The 20540-nt window shown below is 72.8% G+C and carries 19 protein-coding genes; 8 read left to right on the forward strand and 11 right to left on the reverse strand.

Annotation, left to right across the window (positions count from 1 at the left end; genetic code table 11):
* Nucleotides 1-7: 7 nt before the first annotated feature.
* From cpaB to BLW47_RS12950, 4 genes are read right to left on the reverse strand one after another with little or no spacing between them, the layout of a single operon-like run.
* On the reverse strand, nucleotides 8-805 hold the full coding sequence (cpaB, locus tag BLW47_RS12935; RefSeq protein WP_091556028.1) for a Flp pilus assembly protein CpaB: 798 nt from the start codon (nucleotides 803-805) through the stop codon (nucleotides 8-10).
* Nucleotides 806-822: 17 nt separating this feature from the next.
* The gene (locus BLW47_RS12940; protein ID WP_091556030.1) at nucleotides 823-1929 is read right to left on the reverse strand and encodes a pilus assembly protein TadG-related protein; all 1107 of its coding nucleotides are present in this window, start codon (nucleotides 1927-1929) and stop codon (nucleotides 823-825) included.
* Complete coding sequence (locus BLW47_RS12945; protein WP_091556724.1) at nucleotides 1917-2402, reverse strand: TadE family protein; 486 nt, start codon at nucleotides 2400-2402, stop codon at nucleotides 1917-1919. Before BLW47_RS12945 ends, BLW47_RS12940 begins: the two co-directional genes overlap by 13 nt.
* Before the next feature lie 2 nt (nucleotides 2403-2404).
* Nucleotides 2405-2620, reverse strand: a complete 216-nt coding sequence (locus tag BLW47_RS12950) for a Flp family type IVb pilin (protein ID WP_091556032.1) — start codon at nucleotides 2618-2620, stop codon at nucleotides 2405-2407.
* Between the two features lie 200 nt (nucleotides 2621-2820).
* On the opposite strand from BLW47_RS12950, the gene BLW47_RS12955 reads away from it, so the two are divergent.
* Nucleotides 2821-4050, forward strand: coding sequence for a L,D-transpeptidase (locus tag BLW47_RS12955; RefSeq protein WP_091556726.1), 1230 nt, complete (start codon nucleotides 2821-2823; stop codon nucleotides 4048-4050).
* 60 nt (nucleotides 4051-4110) lie between these two features.
* Here BLW47_RS12955 and BLW47_RS12960 read toward each other — a convergent pair whose 3' ends face one another.
* On the reverse strand, nucleotides 4111-5028 hold the full coding sequence (locus BLW47_RS12960) for a nucleotidyltransferase domain-containing protein (protein ID WP_091556033.1): 918 nt from the start codon (nucleotides 5026-5028) through the stop codon (nucleotides 4111-4113).
* 204 nt (nucleotides 5029-5232) lie between these two features.
* On the opposite strand from BLW47_RS12960, the gene BLW47_RS12965 reads away from it, so the two are divergent.
* From BLW47_RS12965 to BLW47_RS12985, 5 genes are all read left to right on the forward strand, one after another.
* On the forward strand, nucleotides 5233-7596 hold the full coding sequence (locus tag BLW47_RS12965; RefSeq protein WP_091556035.1) for a putative bifunctional diguanylate cyclase/phosphodiesterase: 2364 nt from the start codon (nucleotides 5233-5235) through the stop codon (nucleotides 7594-7596).
* A gap of 127 nt (nucleotides 7597-7723) precedes the next feature.
* Nucleotides 7724-8383 carry a response regulator transcription factor gene (locus tag BLW47_RS12970; protein ID WP_217634839.1) on the forward strand — a complete coding sequence of 220 codons (660 nt, stop codon included), beginning with the start codon at nucleotides 7724-7726 and terminating at the stop codon, nucleotides 8381-8383.
* Between the two features lie 89 nt (nucleotides 8384-8472).
* Complete coding sequence (locus BLW47_RS12975; protein ID WP_091556039.1) at nucleotides 8473-8904, forward strand: ATP-binding protein; 432 nt, start codon at nucleotides 8473-8475, stop codon at nucleotides 8902-8904.
* A gap of 65 nt (nucleotides 8905-8969) precedes the next feature.
* Nucleotides 8970-10601 (forward strand): PAS domain-containing sensor histidine kinase, encoded by a 1632-nt coding sequence (locus tag BLW47_RS12980; RefSeq protein WP_091556041.1) that lies wholly within the window; start codon nucleotides 8970-8972, stop codon nucleotides 10599-10601.
* On the forward strand, nucleotides 10598-10990 hold the full coding sequence (locus tag BLW47_RS12985; protein ID WP_217634840.1) for a response regulator: 393 nt from the start codon (nucleotides 10598-10600) through the stop codon (nucleotides 10988-10990). The genes BLW47_RS12980 and BLW47_RS12985 overlap by 4 nt, the downstream gene beginning before the upstream one ends.
* A 29-nt stretch (nucleotides 10991-11019) precedes the next feature.
* On the opposite strand, the gene BLW47_RS12990 is transcribed toward BLW47_RS12985, so the two are convergent.
* Complete coding sequence (locus BLW47_RS12990; RefSeq protein ID WP_091556731.1) at nucleotides 11020-11838, reverse strand: spermidine synthase; 819 nt, start codon at nucleotides 11836-11838, stop codon at nucleotides 11020-11022.
* A 104-nt stretch (nucleotides 11839-11942) separates the two neighbouring features.
* Between BLW47_RS12990 and paaK the strand changes: the two genes are divergently transcribed.
* On the forward strand, nucleotides 11943-13241 hold the full coding sequence (gene paaK / locus BLW47_RS12995) for a phenylacetate--CoA ligase PaaK (RefSeq protein ID WP_091556042.1): 1299 nt from the start codon (nucleotides 11943-11945) through the stop codon (nucleotides 13239-13241).
* A 6-nt stretch (nucleotides 13242-13247) separates the two neighbouring features.
* Here the strand turns inward: paaK and paaI are convergent, their stop codons facing one another.
* Complete coding sequence (gene paaI / locus BLW47_RS13000) at nucleotides 13248-13661, reverse strand: hydroxyphenylacetyl-CoA thioesterase PaaI (RefSeq protein WP_091556044.1); 414 nt, start codon at nucleotides 13659-13661, stop codon at nucleotides 13248-13250.
* Nucleotides 13662-13926: 265 nt separating this feature from the next.
* Here paaI and BLW47_RS13005 point away from each other — a divergent pair, with 265 nt between their 5' ends.
* Complete coding sequence (locus tag BLW47_RS13005; protein WP_091556046.1) at nucleotides 13927-15801, forward strand: Xaa-Pro dipeptidyl-peptidase; 1875 nt, start codon at nucleotides 13927-13929, stop codon at nucleotides 15799-15801.
* A gap of 57 nt (nucleotides 15802-15858) precedes the next feature.
* Here the strand turns inward: BLW47_RS13005 and BLW47_RS13010 are convergent, their stop codons facing one another.
* From BLW47_RS13010 to BLW47_RS13025, 4 genes are all read right to left on the reverse strand, one after another.
* Nucleotides 15859-17553 (reverse strand): DEAD/DEAH box helicase, encoded by a 1695-nt coding sequence (locus tag BLW47_RS13010; protein WP_091556048.1) that lies wholly within the window; start codon nucleotides 17551-17553, stop codon nucleotides 15859-15861.
* An 88-nt stretch (nucleotides 17554-17641) separates the two neighbouring features.
* On the reverse strand, nucleotides 17642-18817 hold the full coding sequence (locus tag BLW47_RS13015; protein WP_091556049.1) for a zinc-dependent alcohol dehydrogenase: 1176 nt from the start codon (nucleotides 18815-18817) through the stop codon (nucleotides 17642-17644).
* A 16-nt stretch (nucleotides 18818-18833) separates the two neighbouring features.
* A complete protein-coding gene (locus BLW47_RS13020) occupies nucleotides 18834-19775 on the reverse strand; it encodes an SRPBCC family protein (RefSeq protein ID WP_091556051.1) in 942 nt (313 codons plus the stop codon).
* Nucleotides 19776-19933: 158 nt separating this feature from the next.
* A complete protein-coding gene (locus tag BLW47_RS13025; protein ID WP_091556053.1) occupies nucleotides 19934-20509 on the reverse strand; it encodes a hemerythrin domain-containing protein in 576 nt (191 codons plus the stop codon).
* Nucleotides 20510-20540 lie beyond the last annotated feature (31 nt).

Genomic DNA, 20540 nt, shown 5'->3' on the forward strand with positions numbered 1-20540 from the left:
GCTCCGGTCACGGGAAGATGGTGTTGTTGTCCACGCCCTGGCCGGGCTCGATCTTGGCTGTGTCGTCGAGCAGCGCCAGGTAGAGCGTGCCGGTGTGCGCGGCGTGCACGAGCCGCTCCGCCTCGTCCTGGGTCACCGCCACCGTGATCAACATCGTCGCGCCGCCCCGCGCGGCGCCCTGGTCGCCCTGCGCCGTCGTCGCCGGGGTGCCCGCCGAGGTCGCCGCGCCGGCCGTGCCGCGCTCGCCGACCGCGATCACCTCGAGCCGCGGCAGCAGCACCCGGGTCGCCTGGTTTCCGCCCCGGCCGCTTCGCCCGCTGGCCGGCACCCGGCCCTTGCCCTCCTGCACGGCGAAGGTGTCGAAGACCGCCACCTTCGAGCCGGGGCGGACGTAGCCGGCGACCCGGGCCGCCGCGGTCATCTCCACGCTGACCGCCAGCTTCCCCTCGGGCAGCGCCAGACCGCCGCTGAGCCGGGTGGGCTCGCCGAACATCGCGCGCAGCAGCAACTGGCCGGCCTGCACGTCGCCGGTGATGGCGAGCGCGTCGAAGCGCGGGTCGAGTTCGCCGAGCGCGTCGCCGGGCACGGTGCTGGCGGGCATCGCCACGCGCTCGACGTACCCCTGCTCGCGAAGCGCGACCGCCGTGGTGCCGGCGGGGACCCGCCGCGTCGTGACCAGCACCCAGGCGGCCTCGCGGCCGGCCAGGGCCCGGGCGTCGGCGCCCCGGACGTACGCCAGCACGGCGAGGCAGCCCACGGCGGCCAACCCCAGCGCGACCAGTCCGGCCAGGATGCGTCGTCTCATTGCGTCATCTCCACGGGTCAGCCCACCAGCTTCACGATCGACACGCCCATCTCCGGTCCGCCGATCTGCCCGACGGCCGTCGGCACGAGGGCCCGGGTGAAGTAGCCGGACAGGCACCGCTCGGCGCCGCTGCACGGCCGCTTGCCGGTCAGCGACGAGGGGGCCGAGAAGCCCGACATCTCATAGCCGGTGAGCACGAACGCGGCGAAGCCGGCGAGGTGGTAGCGGGTGTTGGCGCCCTGGCCGGTGACGCCGTCGTAGACGGGCAGGAACAGCACCCGTCGGTCGGCGCGGGCGTCGGTCAGCGCCGTCTTGCACGGGCCGGGCACGGAGTTGCCGGTGTCGCCGTCGTACGCGCCGTCGACGGCGACGATGGTGTGGCAGGTGCCGGCGGGGGCGTCCAGCCAGCCGAACCCGCCGGGCGCGTCCCAGCCGGAGGGCCCGGCCGGGCAGGTCCGGCTCTTGCCGTCCTTGAGGTAGAGGACCCGCTCCGCGCTCGTCGGCGGGTTGCCGAGTTCGGGGGCGGGCCAGAAGGTGGTGCCGTGGTCGGTGAGTTCGCGCCACTCACACGTCGAGATCGTCACGGCCAGGCCGTCGACGCTGCGGGGCGAGCCCCAGGCGGCCCGTGCGCACGCCCCGACCTCGGTGCCGTCGTCGTCGCCGGGGGTGACGGCGGCGGCGAACGTGGCGGGCAGCAGCGTGCTCCCGTCCGGCAGCCGGGTCGCGGTGCGGATCTCGACGTACGGTCCGGTCGCGGGCGCGGCGCCCAGGCACGCGGTGTGGTTCGTGGCCGGCGGCGGGCAGCCGGGCAGGGCGCCGCCGCGGCCGCAGACGACGGCCACGGTGGCGGCGCCGTCGGCGGCGTTCGCGTTCGCGTAGCGGGCGGCGGTGGGGGAGCGGTCGGTGCAGTCGGCCGGGGTGCGGACGCACTCCTCGGCCATCGCCCAGACCGCGGCGTCCGCGCCGCTCTGCAACTGCTCCCGTTCGGCGTAGAGCCGCCCGACGTCGACGACGATCGCGGCCATCCCGAGCAGGACGCCGCAGCCGAGCACGATCGCGACGGTGGTCGTGACCGCGCCGCGATCGGCGTCGGACGGCCGGCGGATCCGGCTCAGCCGAGGCATGGCATGACTCCCTTGGCGGTGATCGTGACCGCGCCGGTCTCCTCACCGCCGACCATGCGCATGATCGGGCCCAGCGGGGTGACCGGCTCGAACGGATGGGAGAGCGTCACGACGGCGTCCGCGTAAGGCGCGGCGCCGGCACAGCGGATGGTCTGCATCGTGACCGGGCCGAGCCGGTCGGTCAGCGCCGTCACGCGCGGCCCGGCGGGCTGGCGCAGCGACTCCGCCCGCGCCCCCTCCCGGGCGGCCTCGGTCAGCGTGATCTGCGCATGCAGCATCCGACCGAAGTCGATGATCCCGAAGAGCAACAGCAGCAGCAGCGGCATCACCAGCGCCATCTCGACGGCTGCCGCGCCGCGGTCGTGGCCGGGTGCGGCCGGCCGGACGCCCCGGAGGGAGAAGGGGCGCCCGGCCGGCCGGGTCCGCGGGAACGGGGGCGTGCGGCGCCGCAGCGACGCCGGACACGCCCGCATGATCACGGCCCGGTCGTGGGGGTGGTGGCGCCCACCTCGTCCGCGACGCCGCTGAACATCCCGCTCAGGTTGTCGCCGAGCAGCATCACCGCGGCGATGATGACGACCGCGATGAGGGCCACCATGAGGCCGTACTCGACGGCCGTGGCGCCGCGGTCCGCGCGCTCGCGCAACGCGTTGACGAACGACGTCAGGTGCGAAGAGAAGTACGTGAGCATGGGCACTCCTTCAGATCAGCGGCCCCGGGCCGCTCCATGCACACCGTGATCGTCGAATCACGTAGCGACATGAGGATTTCCGGCACCGAGGTCGGAGTGTCCCCCCGGACCGCCAGGACGGTTCTGCGCTGAACCCGCTCGGCCTCACCCTGCCGCGGCACAGACTGGGCCCGAGCAGCCAACGGAATGGGGTGGGGATCATGAAACGACAGCGTCGCGTGGGAGTGCTGGTGGCGATGGTCGCCGCCGCGCCATTGGTGATGACCGGTTGCACCGACAATCCCATCAAGAAGGGGGCGCCACCGCCGACCGTCGCGCTCACGCCCGGCGGCAACGCGGCGGACGTCCCCGTGAGCACGGAGCTCGGCGTCTCGGTCACCGGCGGGAAGGTCACCGAGGTCGCGGTGACCGACGCCAAGGGCGCCAAGGTCGACGGCGTGATGCGGGCCGACGGAGCGAGCTGGCTGCCGGACCGCGCGCTGCGGTACAGCCAGTCGTACACGGCCCGGGTCACCGCGGTGAACAACAAGGGCAAGACGACGAGCCAGAGCACGACCTTCACGACCATGAAGAAGCCCGCCAAGCAGACCAAGACCACGCTGTACGTGAAGGACAACGAGACGTACGGCACGGCCCTGCCGGTCGCGGTGGACTTCGACCCGGGGATCCCGAAGGACAAGCGGGCGGACGTGCAGCGGCGGCTCTTCGTCACCACCGATCCGCCGCAGCCCGGCGTGTGGCACTGGACCGACGACGGAAAGCAGGTCATGTACCGCGCGCCCGAGTTCTGGCAGAGCGGCACGAAGATCGGCGTGCGCGCCGCGCTGGGCGGGCTGCCGATGGGCAACGGCAGCTACGGCGACAGCGACCGCGGCGCCTCGGCGAAGATCGGTGACAAGGTGTCGCTGGAGATCGACGGCAAGACCAAGCAGATGAAGGTCTTCAAGGGCGACAAGCTCACCAAGAAGATCCCGGTGAGCCTCGGCAAGCCGGGCACGCCCTCGTCGAGCGGCAAGATGGTGATCATGGAGAAGTTCGAGTTCACCGTCTTCGACACCACCGGCTCGGCCGACCCGTACGTGACGCCGGTCGACGACGCCCAGCGCCTCACCTGGGGCGGCGAGTTCATCCACTCCGCCCCGTGGTCCGTCGGCAGCCAGGGCTACGACAACGTCTCGCACGGCTGCACCAACGTCTCCCCGGAGGACGCGAACTGGCTGATGAAGGTCACCCACGTCGGCGACCTCGTCACGGTCACCGGCACGGAGGCGAAGCTCGACCCGGGCAACGGCTGGACCGCCTGGAACATGAGCTGGGAGGAGTACGTCAAGGGCAGCGCGCTGCCGGTGCCCGAGGAGCTGAAGGCGAGGACGGCCCCGTCGCCGGCCGGCGCGGCACCCGCGCCGTCACCGACCACCGCCGGCCGCTGACGCACCGCAGGGGCGCCTTGTCATCGAAGACCGATGACAGGGCGCCCTTGCTCGCGTGCGTCACACGCCGCGCGCCCGCACCGCGCGCAGCCAGGCGTCGACCCGGGCGACGTCCGGGGCGGCCGGCAGCGGGGTCACCTCCAGCGCCGCGTCCAGGTCGGCGTGGAGCGACAGCCGCCAGCTCTCCACCTGCGCCCACGACAACTCCCCGCGCCGGACCGCGAGCAGCCGGTCCCGGTGCGCCCCGACGTCGACCGTGACCCGCCCGTGCCGCAGCAGGTCCCCGCCGGCCAGCAGCAGCCGCAGCAGGTGCATCACGTGCTTCCACTTCGGCTCCCCGCGCCGGCGCAGGTCCGCCTCGATCTTCTTGAACTGGCTGAGCACGTAGCCCGAGTACGTCTGGTACACCAGCTGCGACAGAAACGCGCCGCGCAACGCGAGCAGCTCCCGCCCGAGCGGGGTGACGGTCAGTACGAGGGGGGAGTGCAGCACCTCCAGCAGGTTCGGGTTCGCCTTCAGCGCCAGCTCGCAGAAGCGCTCCACCTCCCACCAGAACTCGTCCGGCCCCGGGCCCGCCACGTGCGCCGGCGGTTTCGACAGCGACCAGAACGCCTCCGTCGGGGCCACGTACACGCCGCGCACGTCCGTGTCCGAGCCGGCCCGGCTCAGCCCGTACGCCCGCGAGCCGACGACCGCGGCGTAGATCGTGTGCCGCGCCACCAGCGCGGGCCCGGCGTCCGGCGCCACCCCGACCGCCACCTGCTGCTGGTGAGCGCGGCGCAGCGAAAGCTGCCCCCGCGCGCAGGTGACCTGACGGCCGTCGCCGAGGGCGACGAGGTAGTCGTCGTTCCGCCGTCCGGTGACCCGTCCCGTCGCGCCGCGCTGCACCCGTACCCCGGCGTCGTCGACGGTCGCCGCGCGGAGCACCACCTGGGTGCCGGGCGGCAGCTGTGGTGGGGGTTGCGATCTCCGGGCCATCCCGGCATGCTGCCGCAATCCCCGCACCGACCGCACCCGAGATAGCGACTCCCGGTTGACCCTCCCGACCTCCGGCGCCGCGAAGAGTGCCGGCTACGCCCCCTCGCCGACACGGAGCGTGATGCACAGGCCAGACTCCTCAGCTTCGGTCCCACCTGCCGATCGTCGATGCATGGACCGACGACGACAGCCGGGACGAATGCGATGACCGCAGCGCGTTCCCGTTGCCGCGACGAGGCGACGACCGCGCGACGCGTCGACGTACGACCCGTGGCGGCGGCCGCCGTGCTGTTGCTGCTCGCCGCCGCCTGGTCCGTCCTGTGGACCGCGGACCTGTCGGCTCCGCTCGTCCTGGGCTTCGCCTGCGGTCCGGTCGCGCTGGTCTTCGCGACGCTCGCCGTGCACCGGGTCGCCGTCGATCCGACCCAGCCCGAGCCGGCGCGCCGCTTCTGGCGGTCGGTGCGGCTGGCCGGGGCGCTCGCGCTCGCCGGCGGTGTCATCGACACGGTCGGGGTCGCCCTCGACGCGCCGCCGCCCCGCGAGCTGCCCGGGCTGTCGCCGCTGGCGGCTTCGCCGATGCTGGTCGCCCTCGTCGTGCTGCTCGCCGCCGTGTTGCGGTTGCCGCCGCGGCCGCGTTCCCGCGGTCACTGGGCCCAGCTCCTCCTCGACGGCGTCACCATCCTCCTGGGTGCGGCGCTGATCTTCTGGCACTTCGCGCTGGCCCCGGCGATTGATGCCGGGAGCGCCCCGACGGCCGTCGCCACGGCCCTGGTCGGGCTGGCCGGCCTGCTGGCGTTGACCGCGCTGAGCAAGGTGCTGCTCGCCGCCGCCGCGCCGGTCGGCGCCGGTGCGCTCCGGCTGCTCGCCGCCAGCCTGGTCATCGCCGGCACCGCCCCGGCCGCCATGTTGATGCTCGGCGTGCCGGGGCAGCTGCTCGGCGGGGTCTCCGCGCTGCCCGCGGTGGCGCTGTGCGGCGCCGCGGCGGCCGTTTGCGGGCAGCGGGCCGCCCGACGGCCGTCGGCCGGCACGACGACCGTCGTCACCCGGCGTACCTACAGCCTGCTGCCCTACGGCGCGCTCGCCGCCGCCGGCGCGCTGCTGGTCGCGGTGACGGCCGGGGAGCTGAGCCGGTCCGGGCAGGTGGTCGTGGCCGGCGCCGTCGCCGTGACCGCGGCCGTCGTGGCGCGGCAGGTCGTCGGCCTGCGGGACAACGCGCGCCTGCTGCGCAGCGTCCGCCGGCACCAGGCGCGACTGGAGTACCAGGCGCACCACGATGCGCTGACCCAGCTCGCCAACCGGACGATGCTCACCGCTCGGCTGGCGCAGGCGCTCGCCGAGCGCGGGGGCGTCGCCGTGCTCCTCATCGACCTCGACGACTTCAAGACCGTCAACGACACCCTCGGGCACGCGGTCGGCGACGAGATGCTGGTCGCGGTCGCCGATCGGCTCCGCCTCGCCATCGACCCCGGCGACCTCGCCGCCCGACTCGGTGGCGACGAGTTCGCCGTGCTGGTGCGCGACGCCGATCCGGCGCGGGCGGACGAGGTCGCGACGCGGATCCTCGCCGGGCTCGCCGCGCCGGTCACGGCCTCCGGACACCAGCTGCTGGTGCAGGCGAGCATCGGGGTGGCCCCGGCGGGCCCCGGCGACGGGCCGGACGAGGTGTTGCGCAACGCGGACATCGCGATGTACGCCGCGAAGGAGAACGGTAAGGCGTCGTGGTCGCGGTTCGCTCCGGAGATGCGGCAGGAGATCGTGGAGCACGTGCGGCTCGGCGGGGAGCTGCACGAGGCGCTCGAGCGCGACCAGCTCTACCTGGAGTACCAGCCGATCGTCGATCTCGACACGCGCCGGCTGGTCGGCGCCGAGGCGCTCGTGCGGTGGCGGCACCCCGAGCAGGGGCTGATCCCGCCCGGACAGTTCATCCCGGTCGCCGAGCGGACCGGGCTGATCGTGCCGCTCGGCCGGTGGGTGCTGCGGCAGGCGTGCCGGCAGCTGGCCGCCTGGCGCGACGAGTACGGGACGTCCGCGCTCTACACCGTCGGCGTCAACGTGGCCGCCCGCCAGCTCGGCGAGCCCGGGTTCACCGGTGACGTCGCCGCGGCGCTGCGCGACGCGGGTCTCGCGCCGCACCGACTGGTCATCGAGGTGACCGAGTCGTCGGTGCTCAACGCCCGGCAGGTCCTGAAGACCCTGCACGAGCTGCACCGGCTCGGGGTCAAGCTGGCGCTGGACGACTTCGGCACCCGGCAGTCCTCGCTCGGACTGCTGCGCGCCTTCCCGGTGGACATCCTGAAGCTCGACAAGTCGTTCGTCGACGGCATCGAGGACGGTCAGGACGACGAACGGTTGGCGGTGGCCGCCGCGGTGGCGCAGATGGCCGCGGCGCTGCGGCTGGACGCGGTCGCCGAGGGGATCGAGAGCGCCGCGCAGGTGGAGCGGCTGCGCCCGCTCGGCTACCGGCTCGGCCAGGGTTTCCACCTGGCGCGTCCGCTCGCCGCCGAACGGGTCGCCGAGCTCCTGGTCGAGTCGGACTTCTCGCTCGCCGGGCCGGAAACCACTCCCTGAGGCGGGTGTGGCCGTGCTCCCGTACGGGAAAGGGGTGGTCAGTGGCACAGGCGCTCGATTGGACTGGTCACGGCGTTGGCTACAGGATGGATGCGCGCGCGTGCTGCCGATTCGATGCGGGGAACTCATGTCAGACATGTCGCCGTTGACCGGCGAGCGGGCGGTACGGGTTCTCTTCGTCGAGGATCACGACATGGTCGCTGAGGCGCTCGGTCTGGCGTTGACGCAGGACCCCGGGATCGAGATCATCGCGCGCGTCAGGTCGATCGCCGAGGCGGTCACCGCCGCCGGCCGGGAGCTGCCGGATGTCGTGCTCCTCGACCGCCGTCTGCCCGACGGGGACGGCGTCACCGCGATCCCGCGGTTGCGGGCCGTCGCCCCCGACGCCCGGGTGCTCGTGATCACCGGCGAGGCCACGGCCGCGGTGGCGACCCGGGTGGTCGAGGCGGGGGGCGCCGGCCTGCTGTTGAAGTCCTCCCGGCTCGACGAGTTGACCGGCGCGGTCCGCCGGGTGGCCGCCGGGGACGCCGCGTTCGGGCCCGGCCTGTTGACCGGCGTCTTCGAACGGCTGACCGGCCGCGCTCCGGGTGGGCGCGCGCTCACCGCCCGTGAGCTCGAGACGCTGGCCCTGCTGGCCGAGGGAGCCAGCACCGACGAGATCAGCCAGCGCCTGCAGGTGGCCCGCAACACGGCGCGCAACCATGTCCAGCGGATCCTGGAGAAGCTCGGCGCGCGCTCGAAGCTGGAGGCGGTGGCCATCGCGCGGCGCGATGGCCTGCTCGACTGATGCAGCCTGCTCGTCTGATGCATCTGCATCAGGCAAAAATGACGTTGCTGCGTCTGGTTGCTTCACCACCTGTTCTTGATATTTGAACCGTGGATAAGCAGCCGGCGGTCTACGATGTCGAGTTCTCCCTCGCCGAGGCCTACAGCAGCGTCGCGGAGGCGCGCCGTTACGTGCGCGCCACGCTCGCCATCTGGCCCTTCGCGGGCTGCCATGACGACGTCGAGCTCGTCGTGTCGGAGCTGGTCGGTAACGCGCTGCGACACGGGCGGGGACGCCCGGTGCTGCGGCTGTCCGGCATGCGTGACTGGCTGCGCATCGAGGTCGTCGACGACAGCGAGGTGATGCCGCGGTCGCGCCGATCCGGGGCGGACGGCGGGTGGGGGTTGCACCTGATCGAGCGGCTGAGCACCGCCTGGGGCGTCGACCCGCGTCCCCACGGCAAGGTCGTCTGGTGTGAGCTGCCCGGTGTGCCGGCCGTCGCCCCGGCCGTCGTGCAGCCCGTTACCGGCGCCGCCGCCTGATCACACGCCGGTGACCTGAGCGACTCTCCGTGGGCGATTCGACCCGCCGTGTGCCAGGCTGCGGTATGTCCACCGCTCGGATCCCCGACGACGCGCACGCCGGTCGTGTCCCCCAACGCTGGTTCTCCGCCAGCGCGTTCCCCGAGCTCCTCGTGCAGAGCGTGCTGGACTACGCGATCTTCATGCTGGATCCGCAGGGGAACATCACCAGCTGGAACGTCGGCGCGCAGCGGATCAAGGGCTACACGGCCGATGAGATCATCGGCCGGCACTACTCCACGTTCTACCCCCCGGAGGCGGTCGCAGCGGGGCAGCCGGACAGACAGTTGGTGGTTGCGGCGCGCGAGGGCCGGGTCGAGGACGAGGGCTGGCGGATCCGCAAGGACGGGTCGCGGTTCTGGGCCAACGTCGTGATCACCGCGTTGTACGACGACAGCGGCGTGTTGCGGGGCTTCGGCAAGGTGACCCGGGACATGACTGAACGGCGCGCCGCCGAGCAGGCCCTGCGGGAGAGCGAGGAGCGCTTCCGGCTGCTCGTGCAGAGCGTGCTGGACTATGCGATCTTCATGCTCGATCCGCAGGGGAACGTCGCGAGCTGGAACGCCGGCGCGCAGCGGATCAAGGGGTACACGGCCGACGACATCATCGGACGCCACTTCTCGACGTTCTACCCGCCTGAGGCGATCGCGGCCGGACGGCCGGCGGAGGAGCTCGAGATCGCGGCGCGCGACGGCCGGGTCGAGGACGAGGGCTGGCGGCTCCGCAAGGACGGGTCGCGGTTCTGGGCCAACGTCGTGATCACCGCGTTGTACGACGACAGCGGCGTGTTGCAGGGCTTCGGCAAGGTGACCCGGGACATGACCGAACGGCGTCTCGCCGAGCAGACGCTCACCGAGCGCCGGCAGCTGCTGGCGCACCTCGTCGACGCGCAGGAGGCCGAACGGCGCCGCATCGCCTGGGACATCCACGACGACTCCATCCAGTCGATGGTGGCGGTCGGCATGCGGTTGCAGCTGCTCGCCCGGGCGCTGCCTCCGCAGTACGCCGGTGCCGTGGGCAAGCTCGACGACACGGTGCGCGGCAGCATCGGCCGGCTGCGGAGCCTGGTCTACCGGCTGCGGCCGCCGGCGATCGACCGCCAGGGCGGGCTGGTGAATTCGCTCGCGGCGTACCTCGGCCAGGTCGTCGGCGAGTCCGGGATGAAGCACACGCTCCGGGTGGACCTCGCGCACGAACCCCCGCACGAGACCGCGATAACGGTGTTCCGGATCGCGCAGGAGGCGCTGACGAACGTGCGCAAGCACGCGCGCGCCACCGAAGTCGAGCTGCACGTGTCGACGGCGCGTAACGGGCTGCTCGTCCGGATCCGGGACAACGGCGTGGGCACGGACGCCGTCGCTTACGGCGGGTCGCCGCACGATCATTTCGGCCTCGTCGAGATGCGCGAACGCGCGGAGATGGCCGGTGGCTGGTGGAGCATGACCAGCGACGCCGGGTCCGGCGCGACGGTCGAGTTCTGGGTCCCGCTGCCGCCGTCGACCCCGACCGCGCCGCCGTCCGCGTCGGCTACCGCCCCGCCCGCCCCCGACGCGCCGCCCGCCCCCGACGCGCCGCCCGCCCCCGACGCCCCGGACGCCCCCGACGCCCCGGACGCCCCGGACGCCCCGGACGCCGCCCCGCCGGTGGTGTCGTCGTGACCGGCGCGCCCCGGCAGCTGCGGGTGCTGCTCTGCGACGACGATCTGATGATCTCCGAGGCGCTGCGCGACGTGCTCGCCGTCGAGCCGGATCTTGACGTCGTCGCGATCGGCCAGAACGCGGACGAGGCCGTGTCGCTGGCCGTGGAGCATGAGCCGGACGTGGCGGTGGTCGACATGCGGATGCCGGGCGGCGGGGCGCACGCCGTCGCGGGGATCCGGCAGTGCTCGCCGCGCACCCGCGTCGTCGCGTTCACCGCGTACGGCGATCCGAGCGCGCGCGAGGAGATGCGCGCCGCGGGTGCGATCGCGTACCTGCTCAAGGGTGTTTCCATCGACGAGCTGGTCGCGACGATCCGCCGCGTCGGCGGTATCAGCCCGTCCCACTAGGCCCGCCGCGCAACTCCCTGATCGCCCGCTCAGTCGACGTCGTCGACCGGGCGGGCGCCGACGGCGAACGCGTCGAGGTCCGGGCCGTGCAACACCCGGCCGGCGACCGGATCCCGCCGCGCCACCGCGGCCAACCGCGCCACCGGCAGCCGCTGCGGCCGCAGCGCGGCGGCGAACACCACGTTGCCGTAGCGTCGGCCGCGCAGCAGCGCCGCGTCCGCGATCAGGCAGACGTCGGCGAACACCGTCCGCAGCGTGGCGGCATGGGTGCGGCTCACCGCGAGCGGCGGCGCGTCGGTGAGGTTCACCGCGTAGATCCCGTCCGGGGTCAGCACCCGGGCGACCTCGGCGGCGAACCCGGTGCCCGCCAGGTGCGCCGGCAGCTGTGCGCCCCGGTAGACGTCGGCGACCACCACGTCGTACCGCTCGTCGGTGATCCGTTGGATCGCGTCGCGGGCGTCGGCGGTGTCGATGCGCGGCCCGGCGTCGGCCGACAGCGGTAGCTCCCGCCGGACCAGCGCGACCAGCGCGGCGTCCCGCTCGACGACGCGCTGCGCCGAACCGGGGCGGGTCGCGGCGACGTAGCGCGGCAGCGTGAGCGCCCCGCCGCCGAGATGCAGCACCCGCAGCGGGCGGTTCGGTGCCGCGGCGGCGTCGAGGACGGAGGCGATGCGGCGCACGTACGCGAACCGCAGCCGCGTCGGATCCGCCAGGTCCACGTACGACTGCTCCACGCCGTCGATCAGCAGCGTCCAGCCGTCCGGGTGCGCGGGATCGGGCACGAGCTCGGCGATGCCGAGCTCGACCGGCTCCCTCCGGCGCGCCGGGCGCGACGATCGACGGGTCACGGTCCGACCGTAGCCGCGCGGCGGTGGCACCCGCCGCCCGGCGGGCATAGATTGCACCATGATCGCCGCCAACGGTGACGGCGGTCGGCCCCCGGGGAGGAAGCGTGCAGGACCGGAGCCCACGGCCGGAGGAGCTGGAGCCGATCGAGCGCGCCTCGGTCGACGAGCTGCGCGCGCTGCAGCGCGACCGGCTGCGCTGGTCGCTGCGGCACGCGTACGACAACGTGCCGCACTACCGGGCGGCCTTCGACGCCGCGGGAGCGCATCCCGACGACGCGCGGGACCTGACCGACCTGGCCCGGTTCCCCTTCACCACGAAGGCGGAGCTGCGCGACAACTACCCGTTCGGGATGTTCGCCGTGCCGCGCGAGCAGGTGTCCCGGCTGCACGCCTCGTCGGGCACCACCGGCCGGCCCACCGTCGTCGGCTACACCAGCGACGACGTACGGACCTGGGCGCGGCTCATGGCGCGCTCGATCCGCGCCGCGGGCGGTAGGCCGGGGGAGAAGGTGCACGTCGCCTACGGGTACGGGCTGTTCACCGGCGGGCTCGGCGCGCACTACGGCGCCGAGGAGCTGGGCTGCACCGTCATCCCGGTCTCCGGCGGGATGACCGAGCGGCAGGTCATGCTGATCCGCGATTTCGAGCCGGACGTCATCATGGTGACCCCGACCTACATGCTCGCCATCCTCGACGAGATGGAGCGTCAGGGCATGGACCCGCGCGGGTGCTCGCTGCAGGTGGGGATCTTCGGGGCAGAGCCGTGGACCGCGCAGATGCGGCGCGAGATGGAGCAGCGGCTCGACCTGCACGCGCTCGACATCTACGGGCTGTCGGAGGTGATGGGGCCGGGAGTGGCCGTGGAGTGCGTGGAGACCAAGGACGGGCTGCACGTCTGGGAGGACCACTTCTATCCGGAGATCATCGACCCGGACACCGGGGAGGTGCTGCCGGACGGGGAGGTGGGCGAACTGGTGCTCACCTCGCTGAGCAAGCAGGCGATGCCGGTGGTCCGGTACCGGACCCGCGACCTCACCCGGCTGCTGCCGGGCACCGCCCGCCCGATGCGGCGCATCGAGAAGATCACGGGACGCACCGACGACATGATCATTCTGCGCGGGGTGAACCTGTTCCCGAGCCAGATCGAGGAGCTGATCCTGCGTACGCCCGAGCTGTCGCCGCACTTCCAGTGCCTGCTCGGCCGACAGGGGCGGATGGACACGCTCACGGTCCGCGTCGAGCGTCGCGCCGGCGTCGAACCGGCGGCGGCCGAGCGGGCCGGCGCGACGCTGGCGGGGCAGGTCAAGAACACCATCGGCGTCAGCATCGAGGTCGAGGTGCTGGCGCCCGACGGCGTCGAGCGGTCGATGGGCAAGATGCGCCGCATCGTCGACGGGCGGTGACCGCCGCTACCGCTGCTCGATCACCCGGCTGCGGCCGCGGAACTCCGCGACCACCTCGTCGCCGCGCAGCACCGTGACGTCGTAGATGCCGCTGCGGCCGTACCGGGTCCGCTCCTCGGCGCGCGCCTCCAGCACGTCACCCTCGCGCACCGGCCGGACGAACGTGATGTCGGCCCCGGCCGCCACCGTCACCGGGCCGTAGCTGTTGCAGGCGAAGGCGAAGGCGCTGTCGGCGAGCAGGAACAGGTAGCCGCCGTGCGCTATCGCGTGGCCGTTGACCATATGGGACGTGACCCGCATCCGCGCCACCGCGCGTCCGTCGCCCGCCGAGACCAGGTCGATGCCGAGTCCCCGCGACGCGGCGTCGGCGTCGTACATCCGCTGCGTGGCGTCCGCGCTCTCCGGTGCCGACTGCGGCATGGCGTCCCCACTTTCGTTCCAGGCGTGCCTGGCTGGGACGGTAGCCGACGGCGCTTCCCCGGCGTCCGGCGCGGTCGGGCGCCGACGGCGCCGAGGTTCCCGTGCTGGTGCCGATCAGCTTCGCCGGCCGGTCGCCCCCCCCCGGCCGGCCACGAGAGGTTGAGCGTCCACGAAAGGCTGAGCGTCCACGAAAGACGGATGACGATCGACGCGCGTATCGCGGTAGCGTGTCCGAACCCCTGAACCATCGTCGAAGGAGGTGTCCATGCGCCAACCGCGCCGCATGGCCCTGTTCACCGCCGCGTTCACCGGCGCGGCGCTGCTGGCCCCGCCGGGCTCGCCCGCGTCGGCCCGGCCCGACACCCCACCGGGCATCGTGGTGCAGGACGGGATGACGCAGCCGATCTACTCGTTCGCCGACGCGATCGAGGAACGGGTGTACGTGGAGACGCCGCTGGACACGGACAACGACGGCCGGCGGGACCGCGTCGCCATCGACGTCTCCCGACCGCGCGAGACGGCGACCGCCGGGCTGAAGGTGCCGGTCATCTTCGAGCACAGCCCCTACCGGAAGGGCGTCTGGGGCGACGTGCCGTACCCGAGCGTGCTCGTCGACGAGCTGCCGCAGGCGGGGCGGGGCCACGGGCTCGGCGCCCGCTCGCTCGACGTCGCCATCCAGCGCGCCAAGGCCAACCTGCCCGGCTCGCTGGACGACTACTACGTGCCGCGCGGCTACGCGGTGGTGCTCGGCCAGAGCATCGGCACCGGCGACTCCGATGGCTGCCCGACCAGCGGCGACCGCGCCGAGACGCTCGGCACCAAGGCGGTCATCGACTGGCTCAACGGGCGCGCGAAGGGCTTCACCGCGACGGGGGAGCCGGTCACCGCGGGCTGGACCACCGGCGCGGTGGGCATGACCGGGGTGTCGTACAACGGCACGCTGCCGAACATGGTGGCGACCACCGGGGTGGCGGGGCTGAAGACGATCATCCCGGTCTCGGCGATCAGCAGCTGGTACGACTACTACCGCGCCAACGGGCTGGTCGTCGCGCCCGGCACGTACCAGGGCGAGGACGCGGACGTGCTGGCGAAGTTCACCGCGGGTCAGGCACGGGCGGAGGGCCCGTGCGCAGACGAGATCGCGCGGATCACCGAGGAGCAGGACCGGGTCACCGGCGACTACACGCGGTTCTGGCGGGAGCGGGACTACCGGCCGGACGCGCGCAACGTGCGGGCCAGCGTCTTCGTGGTGCACGGGCTCAACGACTGGAACGTCAAGCCGGAGAACTTCGCCGGCTGGTGGGACCAGCTCGCCCGCTTCGACGTTCCGCGCAAGATCTGGCTGCACCAGGGCGGGCACGGCGGCCCGGGCGCCGCGGCGACCGTGACGTTGCCGGACGGGCGGAGCTGGACGTACCGGCAGACCGAGAACCGCTGGTTCGACTACTGGCTGTGGAACGTCCGCAACGGAATCATGGACGAGCCGACGGCGGTGGTGCAGCGCGAGGATCGTGCCTACACGACGTACGCGAACTGGCCCGACCCGGCGGCGCGGGTGGTGCCGCTGCGGCTGACCGCCGCCGACGCCACCGCGCCCGGCGGCCTCACCGCGGACCGCGCCCGGCCCAGCCGCGTCACCCAGGGCTTCGTCGACGCGGGGCGGACGATCGGCCCCGACGCGCTGGTCGCCGGGCCGGATGAGGCCAGCGCGAACCGGCTCGTCTACCGTACGGCGGCGCTGCCGGCCGACGTCCGGATGTCCGGGCGCCCGGAGATGCGGCTGCGGATGTCGATCGACAACCGCGCCGACGCGAACCTGACGGTGTACCTCGTCGACTACGGGCCGGCCGGCTCGACGGGCTCGCCGGTCGTGGTGACGCGCGGCTGGATGGATCCGCAGAACCGGATCAGCGCCGCGCAGGGCCTGCCGCTGAAGCAGGGAAAGATGTACGACTACCGCTGGACGCTGGAGCCGAAGGACTACGTCTTTTCGGCCGGACACCGCATCGGGGTGGTCGTCTTCTCCAGTGACCAGGAGTACACGCTGCTGCCGCTGGACGGCACCCGGCTGACCGTCGCGCCGACCGGGAGCGAGCTGCGGATCCCGATCGTGGGCGGGCGCGTCGCGCTCGGCCTCTGACGTGGGGGGAAGGGCCCCTTCCTATCGCGGAAGCGACAACAAGGGGTCCTTCCTTTCTCATCTCCCGTCGGAGCGCTCGCGGCGGATGGTCACCTTCCGGCCCTTGATGGTCGCGTCCCGCAGCGCCCCGATCACGTCCTGGGCCGCCGACTCGGGGACCTCCACCAGCGAGAACCGGTCGGCGATCTCGATCGCCCCCACGTCGCGCCCGTCGAGCGGCGACTCGCCGGCGATCGCCCCCACCAGGTCCTGCGGCCGGATCCCGGCGCTGCGTCCGGCGCCGACGAACAGCCGCGTCATCCCGCCCGCGGGCGCGCGCCCCCGGCGCCCCTCCCGGCCCTCCCGGCCGTCCCGGCCGGCCGGCCGCCGCGGCCCGCCGTCGCGCCCGGGCCGGAACGTCGCCTCGGGGATCTCCTCCTCGTCGCCCGGTGGTCCGGACGCCTCGTGCGCCAGCTTGACCGCGGCCAGCGCCACCTCCATCACGTCGAACTCGTCGGTGAGCGTCTCGACCACCACGCGGTAGCGCTCCAGGTCGTCCTCGAGCAGGCTCTCGTGCAGCGCCCCGCGGGTCAGCTCCAGCCGGCGGGCCCGCAGGTCGGCGACGCTCGGCACCTTCTCCACGGGAATGCGTTGCCGCGTCACCCGCTCCACGGTCTTGAGCAGCCGGTGCTCGCGCGGCTCGGCGAGCGTGATCGCGACACCCTCGCGGCCGGCGCGGCCGACCCGGCCGATGCGGTGCACGTACGTCTCGGGGGAGGAGGGCACCTCGTAGTTGATCACGTGGGTGAGTTGCTCGATGTCGAGGCCGCGCGCGGCGACGTCGGTGGCGACCAGCAGCTCGTTGGTGCCGCTGCGCAGCCGTGACATCACCCGGTCGCGCTGCTCCTGACTCATCCCGCCGTGCAGCGCCCCCGCCCGGTAGCCGCGCCCGTTGAGCGCGTCGCTGAGGTAGTCGACCTCCTCGCGGGTGCGGCAGAACACGATGGCCGCCGTGGGGGACTCGACGTCCAGCAGCCGGCCGAGCGCCGCCGGCTTGTGCGCCCGTGGCACCACGTACGCGACCTGGCGCACCCGCGGCGCCTCACCGGGGGGCGGCACCTCGCGGGCGATCTTCACCTCGACCTGGTCGCGCAGGTGGCGGCGGGCCATGCCGTCGATCCGGGGCGGCAGCGTCGCGGAGAAGAGCACCGTCTGCCGCTGCTCCGGCGTCTGCTCGAGGATCGACTCGATGTCCTCGGCGAAGCCCATGTCGAGCATCTCGTCCGCCTCGTCGAGGATCACCATCTTGAGCTCGTCCAGCCGCAGCGTGTGCCGGCCGATGTGGTCCAGTGCCCGCCCCGGCGTCGCCACCACCACGTCGACACCGTGTTCGAGCGCCCGCAGCTGCCGGCCGATCGGCTGACCGCCGTAGATCGGCACCACCCGGGCGCCGAGTTCCCGCCCGTACCGGTGCATCGCCTCCGAAACCTGCACGGCGAGCTCCCGCGTGGGCACCAGCACCAACGCCTGGGGGGAACTCGCGGCGCCGTCGGTCACCATCCGCTGCAGCACCGGCAGCGCGAACGCCGCCGTCTTGCCCGTGCCGGTCGCGGCCTGCCCGAGCAGATCCCGCCCCTGCAGCAGCGGCGGGATCGCCTCACGCTGGATCGGCGTCGGCTCCTCGTAGCCGAGGGCGGCCAGCGCGTGCAGCAGCTCGGGACGCAGCGCCAGATCGGCGAAGCTGGTGCCGTCCTCGACGACGGGCGCCGCCATGATGGTCCTCCTCGCGCTGCGACGGGCTGCTCGCACCGGGACGCGCCGGCCCGGGCAGCGACCCGGGCACGACGCCGAACGACTGCGGCTACGGCTTCAGTACCACCTTCACGCATTCCTCCCGCTTGTTCGTGAAGATGTCGTACCCATGCGGAGTCTGATCGAGTCCCAGCGTATGGGTGATGATGTAGCTCGGGTCGATCTCGCCCTTGCGGATGCGGTCCAGCAGCGGACGCATGTAGCGCTGCACGTGACACTGCCCCGAGCGCAGCGTCAGCGAGCGGTTCATGAACGACCCCATCGGGAACTTGTCGATGAAGCCGGCGTAGGCGCCGATCGCCGAGACCACGCCGCCGTTGGCGCAGCTCAGGATGGCCTCGCGGAGCGCGTGCGGCCGGTCCGTCTCGCTCTTGAGCGCCTGCTTGCCCCGGTCGTACGCCTGCAGCGCCGCGGACGGGTGGTGCGCCTCCATGCCGACCGCGTCGATGCAGGCGTCCGGGCCCCGTCCGGCGGTCATGTCCCGCAGCGCGTCCATGACGTCGGTCTCCTCGTAGTTGATCGTCTCCGCGCCGGCCTTCTCGCGCGCCATCCGCAACCGGTACGGGTACCGGTCGATCACGATGACCCGCTCCGCGCCGAGCAGGAACGCGCTGCACGTGGCGAACTGCCCGACCGGGCCGGCGCCCCAGATCGCGACGATGTCGCCGCGCTGGATGTCGCACATCTCCGCCGCCATGTATCCGGTCGGCAGTATGTCCGACAGGAACAGCACCTTCTCGTCCGGGATGTCGTCCTCGATCTTCAGGGCGCCGACGTCGGCGAACGGAACCCGGGCGTACTGCGCCTGCCCGCCGGCATACCCGCCCAGCAGGTGCGAGTACCCGAAGATGCCGGCCGGCGCGTGCCCCATCACGGCCTCGGCGACCGCGGCGTTGGGGTTGGAGTTCTCGCAGAGCGAGTAGAGGCCGCGTTCGCAGGAGATGCAGTTGCCGCAGGCGATCGGGAACGGGATGACCACCCGGTCGCCGACCCGCAGCCCGTCCCGCGCGCCGGGGCCGAGCTCCACGACCTCGCCCATGAACTCGTGGCCGAGGATGTCGCCCTTCTTCATCGCGGGGATGAAGCCGTGCAGCAGGTGCAGGTCGGAGCCGCAGATCGCGGCGGAGGTGATCCGCACGATGGCGTCGCGGGGGTTGAGGATCTGCGGGTCGGGGACGTTCTCCACGGCGACCTGATTCGGCGCCACCCAACAGTTGGCCTTCATCCGACTTCCTCTCTGCTCACCGGTGCATCGCCAGCGGCTGCGCCGGACGCTGCTTCGCCTGTTGCCGAATGGCCGTGCCGTGCGGGCTGCCGTCGGAGCGGACGACCTCGCCGGTCTCGATGACCTGCTTGAACCGCCGCAGGTCATCGCAGACCTGCTGGCCGGGGTTCTCGCCGAAGATCTTCGCCATGTTGGCGGTCATCGCGCCGCCCGGCACCGAGTAGCCCAGCTCGATCCGCACCTCGGTGCCGCGTCCGCCGGCCGCGGGCACGAACCGCACGCACCCGGAGTTCGGCACCTTCGCCCCGTCCACCGAGCGCCACATGATCATTTCGTTCGGGCGGTCGTCCACGATCTCCGCCTCCCAGTCCACCGTCCGGCCGGCGGGCGCCTTCGCGGTCCAGCGCGACCGACGATCACCGATGACCTGCACCGATTCGAGGTGGTGCATGAAGCGCGGCAGGTTCTGGAAGTCGTGCCAGAACCGGTAGACCTCGTCGACCCGCCGGTTCACCGTCACCGACGCCTGCACCCGGGTGCCGTCCTTCATCCGCCGGCCCCGCGTCGCGCGCATCGCGGTGTAGAGGTCGATCATGGTGATGCCGGCGAGCGCGGCCATGGTGTACGTGAGGCGCATCCGCCGCGTGCCGCGCCGGGTCTGCATCGCGCGCCCGCACGCGGTCAGGTCCATCACGTCACCCGCCACCCGGGTCCACGCCCCCCAGCCGACCCGCCGGCGCGGAATCAGCAGCGCCGCCGCGTGCCCCAGCTCCCGGATCCCCGCCGCCTGCAGCACCGTCTGCGCCGTGGGCGAGTCGTCGACGCCGCACATCCGGGCGACTCTCGGCCGGGCGGCGAGGGTCGTCACCCCCAATCCGAGACTGCACCAGCCCAGGAAGCGGGCCATCGCCTGCGACCGGTCCTGCGCTTCCCGTTCGATGCCGAACGGGTCCTTCATCGAGCGGATGTGGAGCGCTGTGTTCTTGTGACCCCTGCTTTTTCGACCCATCCTGATCCTCACCTGTGTTCCGACGGTCGCGGTCGCGCGTCCACGGCGACCGGGTGGTCAAGCCAGCGGGGGGTTGTCTCACATGCCGGGCGCGGGGCGCCGTGCGCTCACTCGCTGCCCTGCTTCTGACGCCAGTCGCGCACCGCGTCGCGGGCCCGGTCGAACACCGCCAGCGGCGGGCCGGCCACCAGGTTCGCGGTCGCGGACTCGCCGCTGTGCGGGTGCGGCCGGGTGGGGGCCGTCGCCTCGGCGGCGCGCACCGCGCCGGCCATCCGGGTCAGCTGGTCCTGCGACGCTGTCTGGCGGAGACGGGCGAACTCCTCGGACTCCTCACGGTTGGCGTGCTGCAGCACCTCCTCGCTGAAGGTCTGCAGCTTGGCGTTGAAGTCCGGGTGGTCGACACCCATGTCGTAGAGGGCGGCCAACTCCCGTTTGGCCTTGTCCTCCTCGTGCTGACGACGCTCGACAACCTGCTCGCCGGCCTCGATCTTGCGTCGCGCGTACGGATGCACGACCTCTTCCTCGGCCGTCTCGTGCACGGCGAGCAGGTGGACCAGCTGCTCGAACAGTTCGCGCTTCTGCGCGCCCTGCGGCTCAGTGGCCACCCGGCTGAACAGGGACTTGATCTGGTTGTGCTGGTCGAGCAGGAGCTCCACCACGTCCTGCTTCCCGGCCGTCGTCATCGGGCTCCACCCTTCGCGTCTGTGTTCTCGA

The organism is Micromonospora pattaloongensis (assembly GCF_900107255.1).
Lineage (GTDB): Bacteria > Actinomycetota > Actinomycetes > Mycobacteriales > Micromonosporaceae > Micromonospora_I > Micromonospora_I pattaloongensis.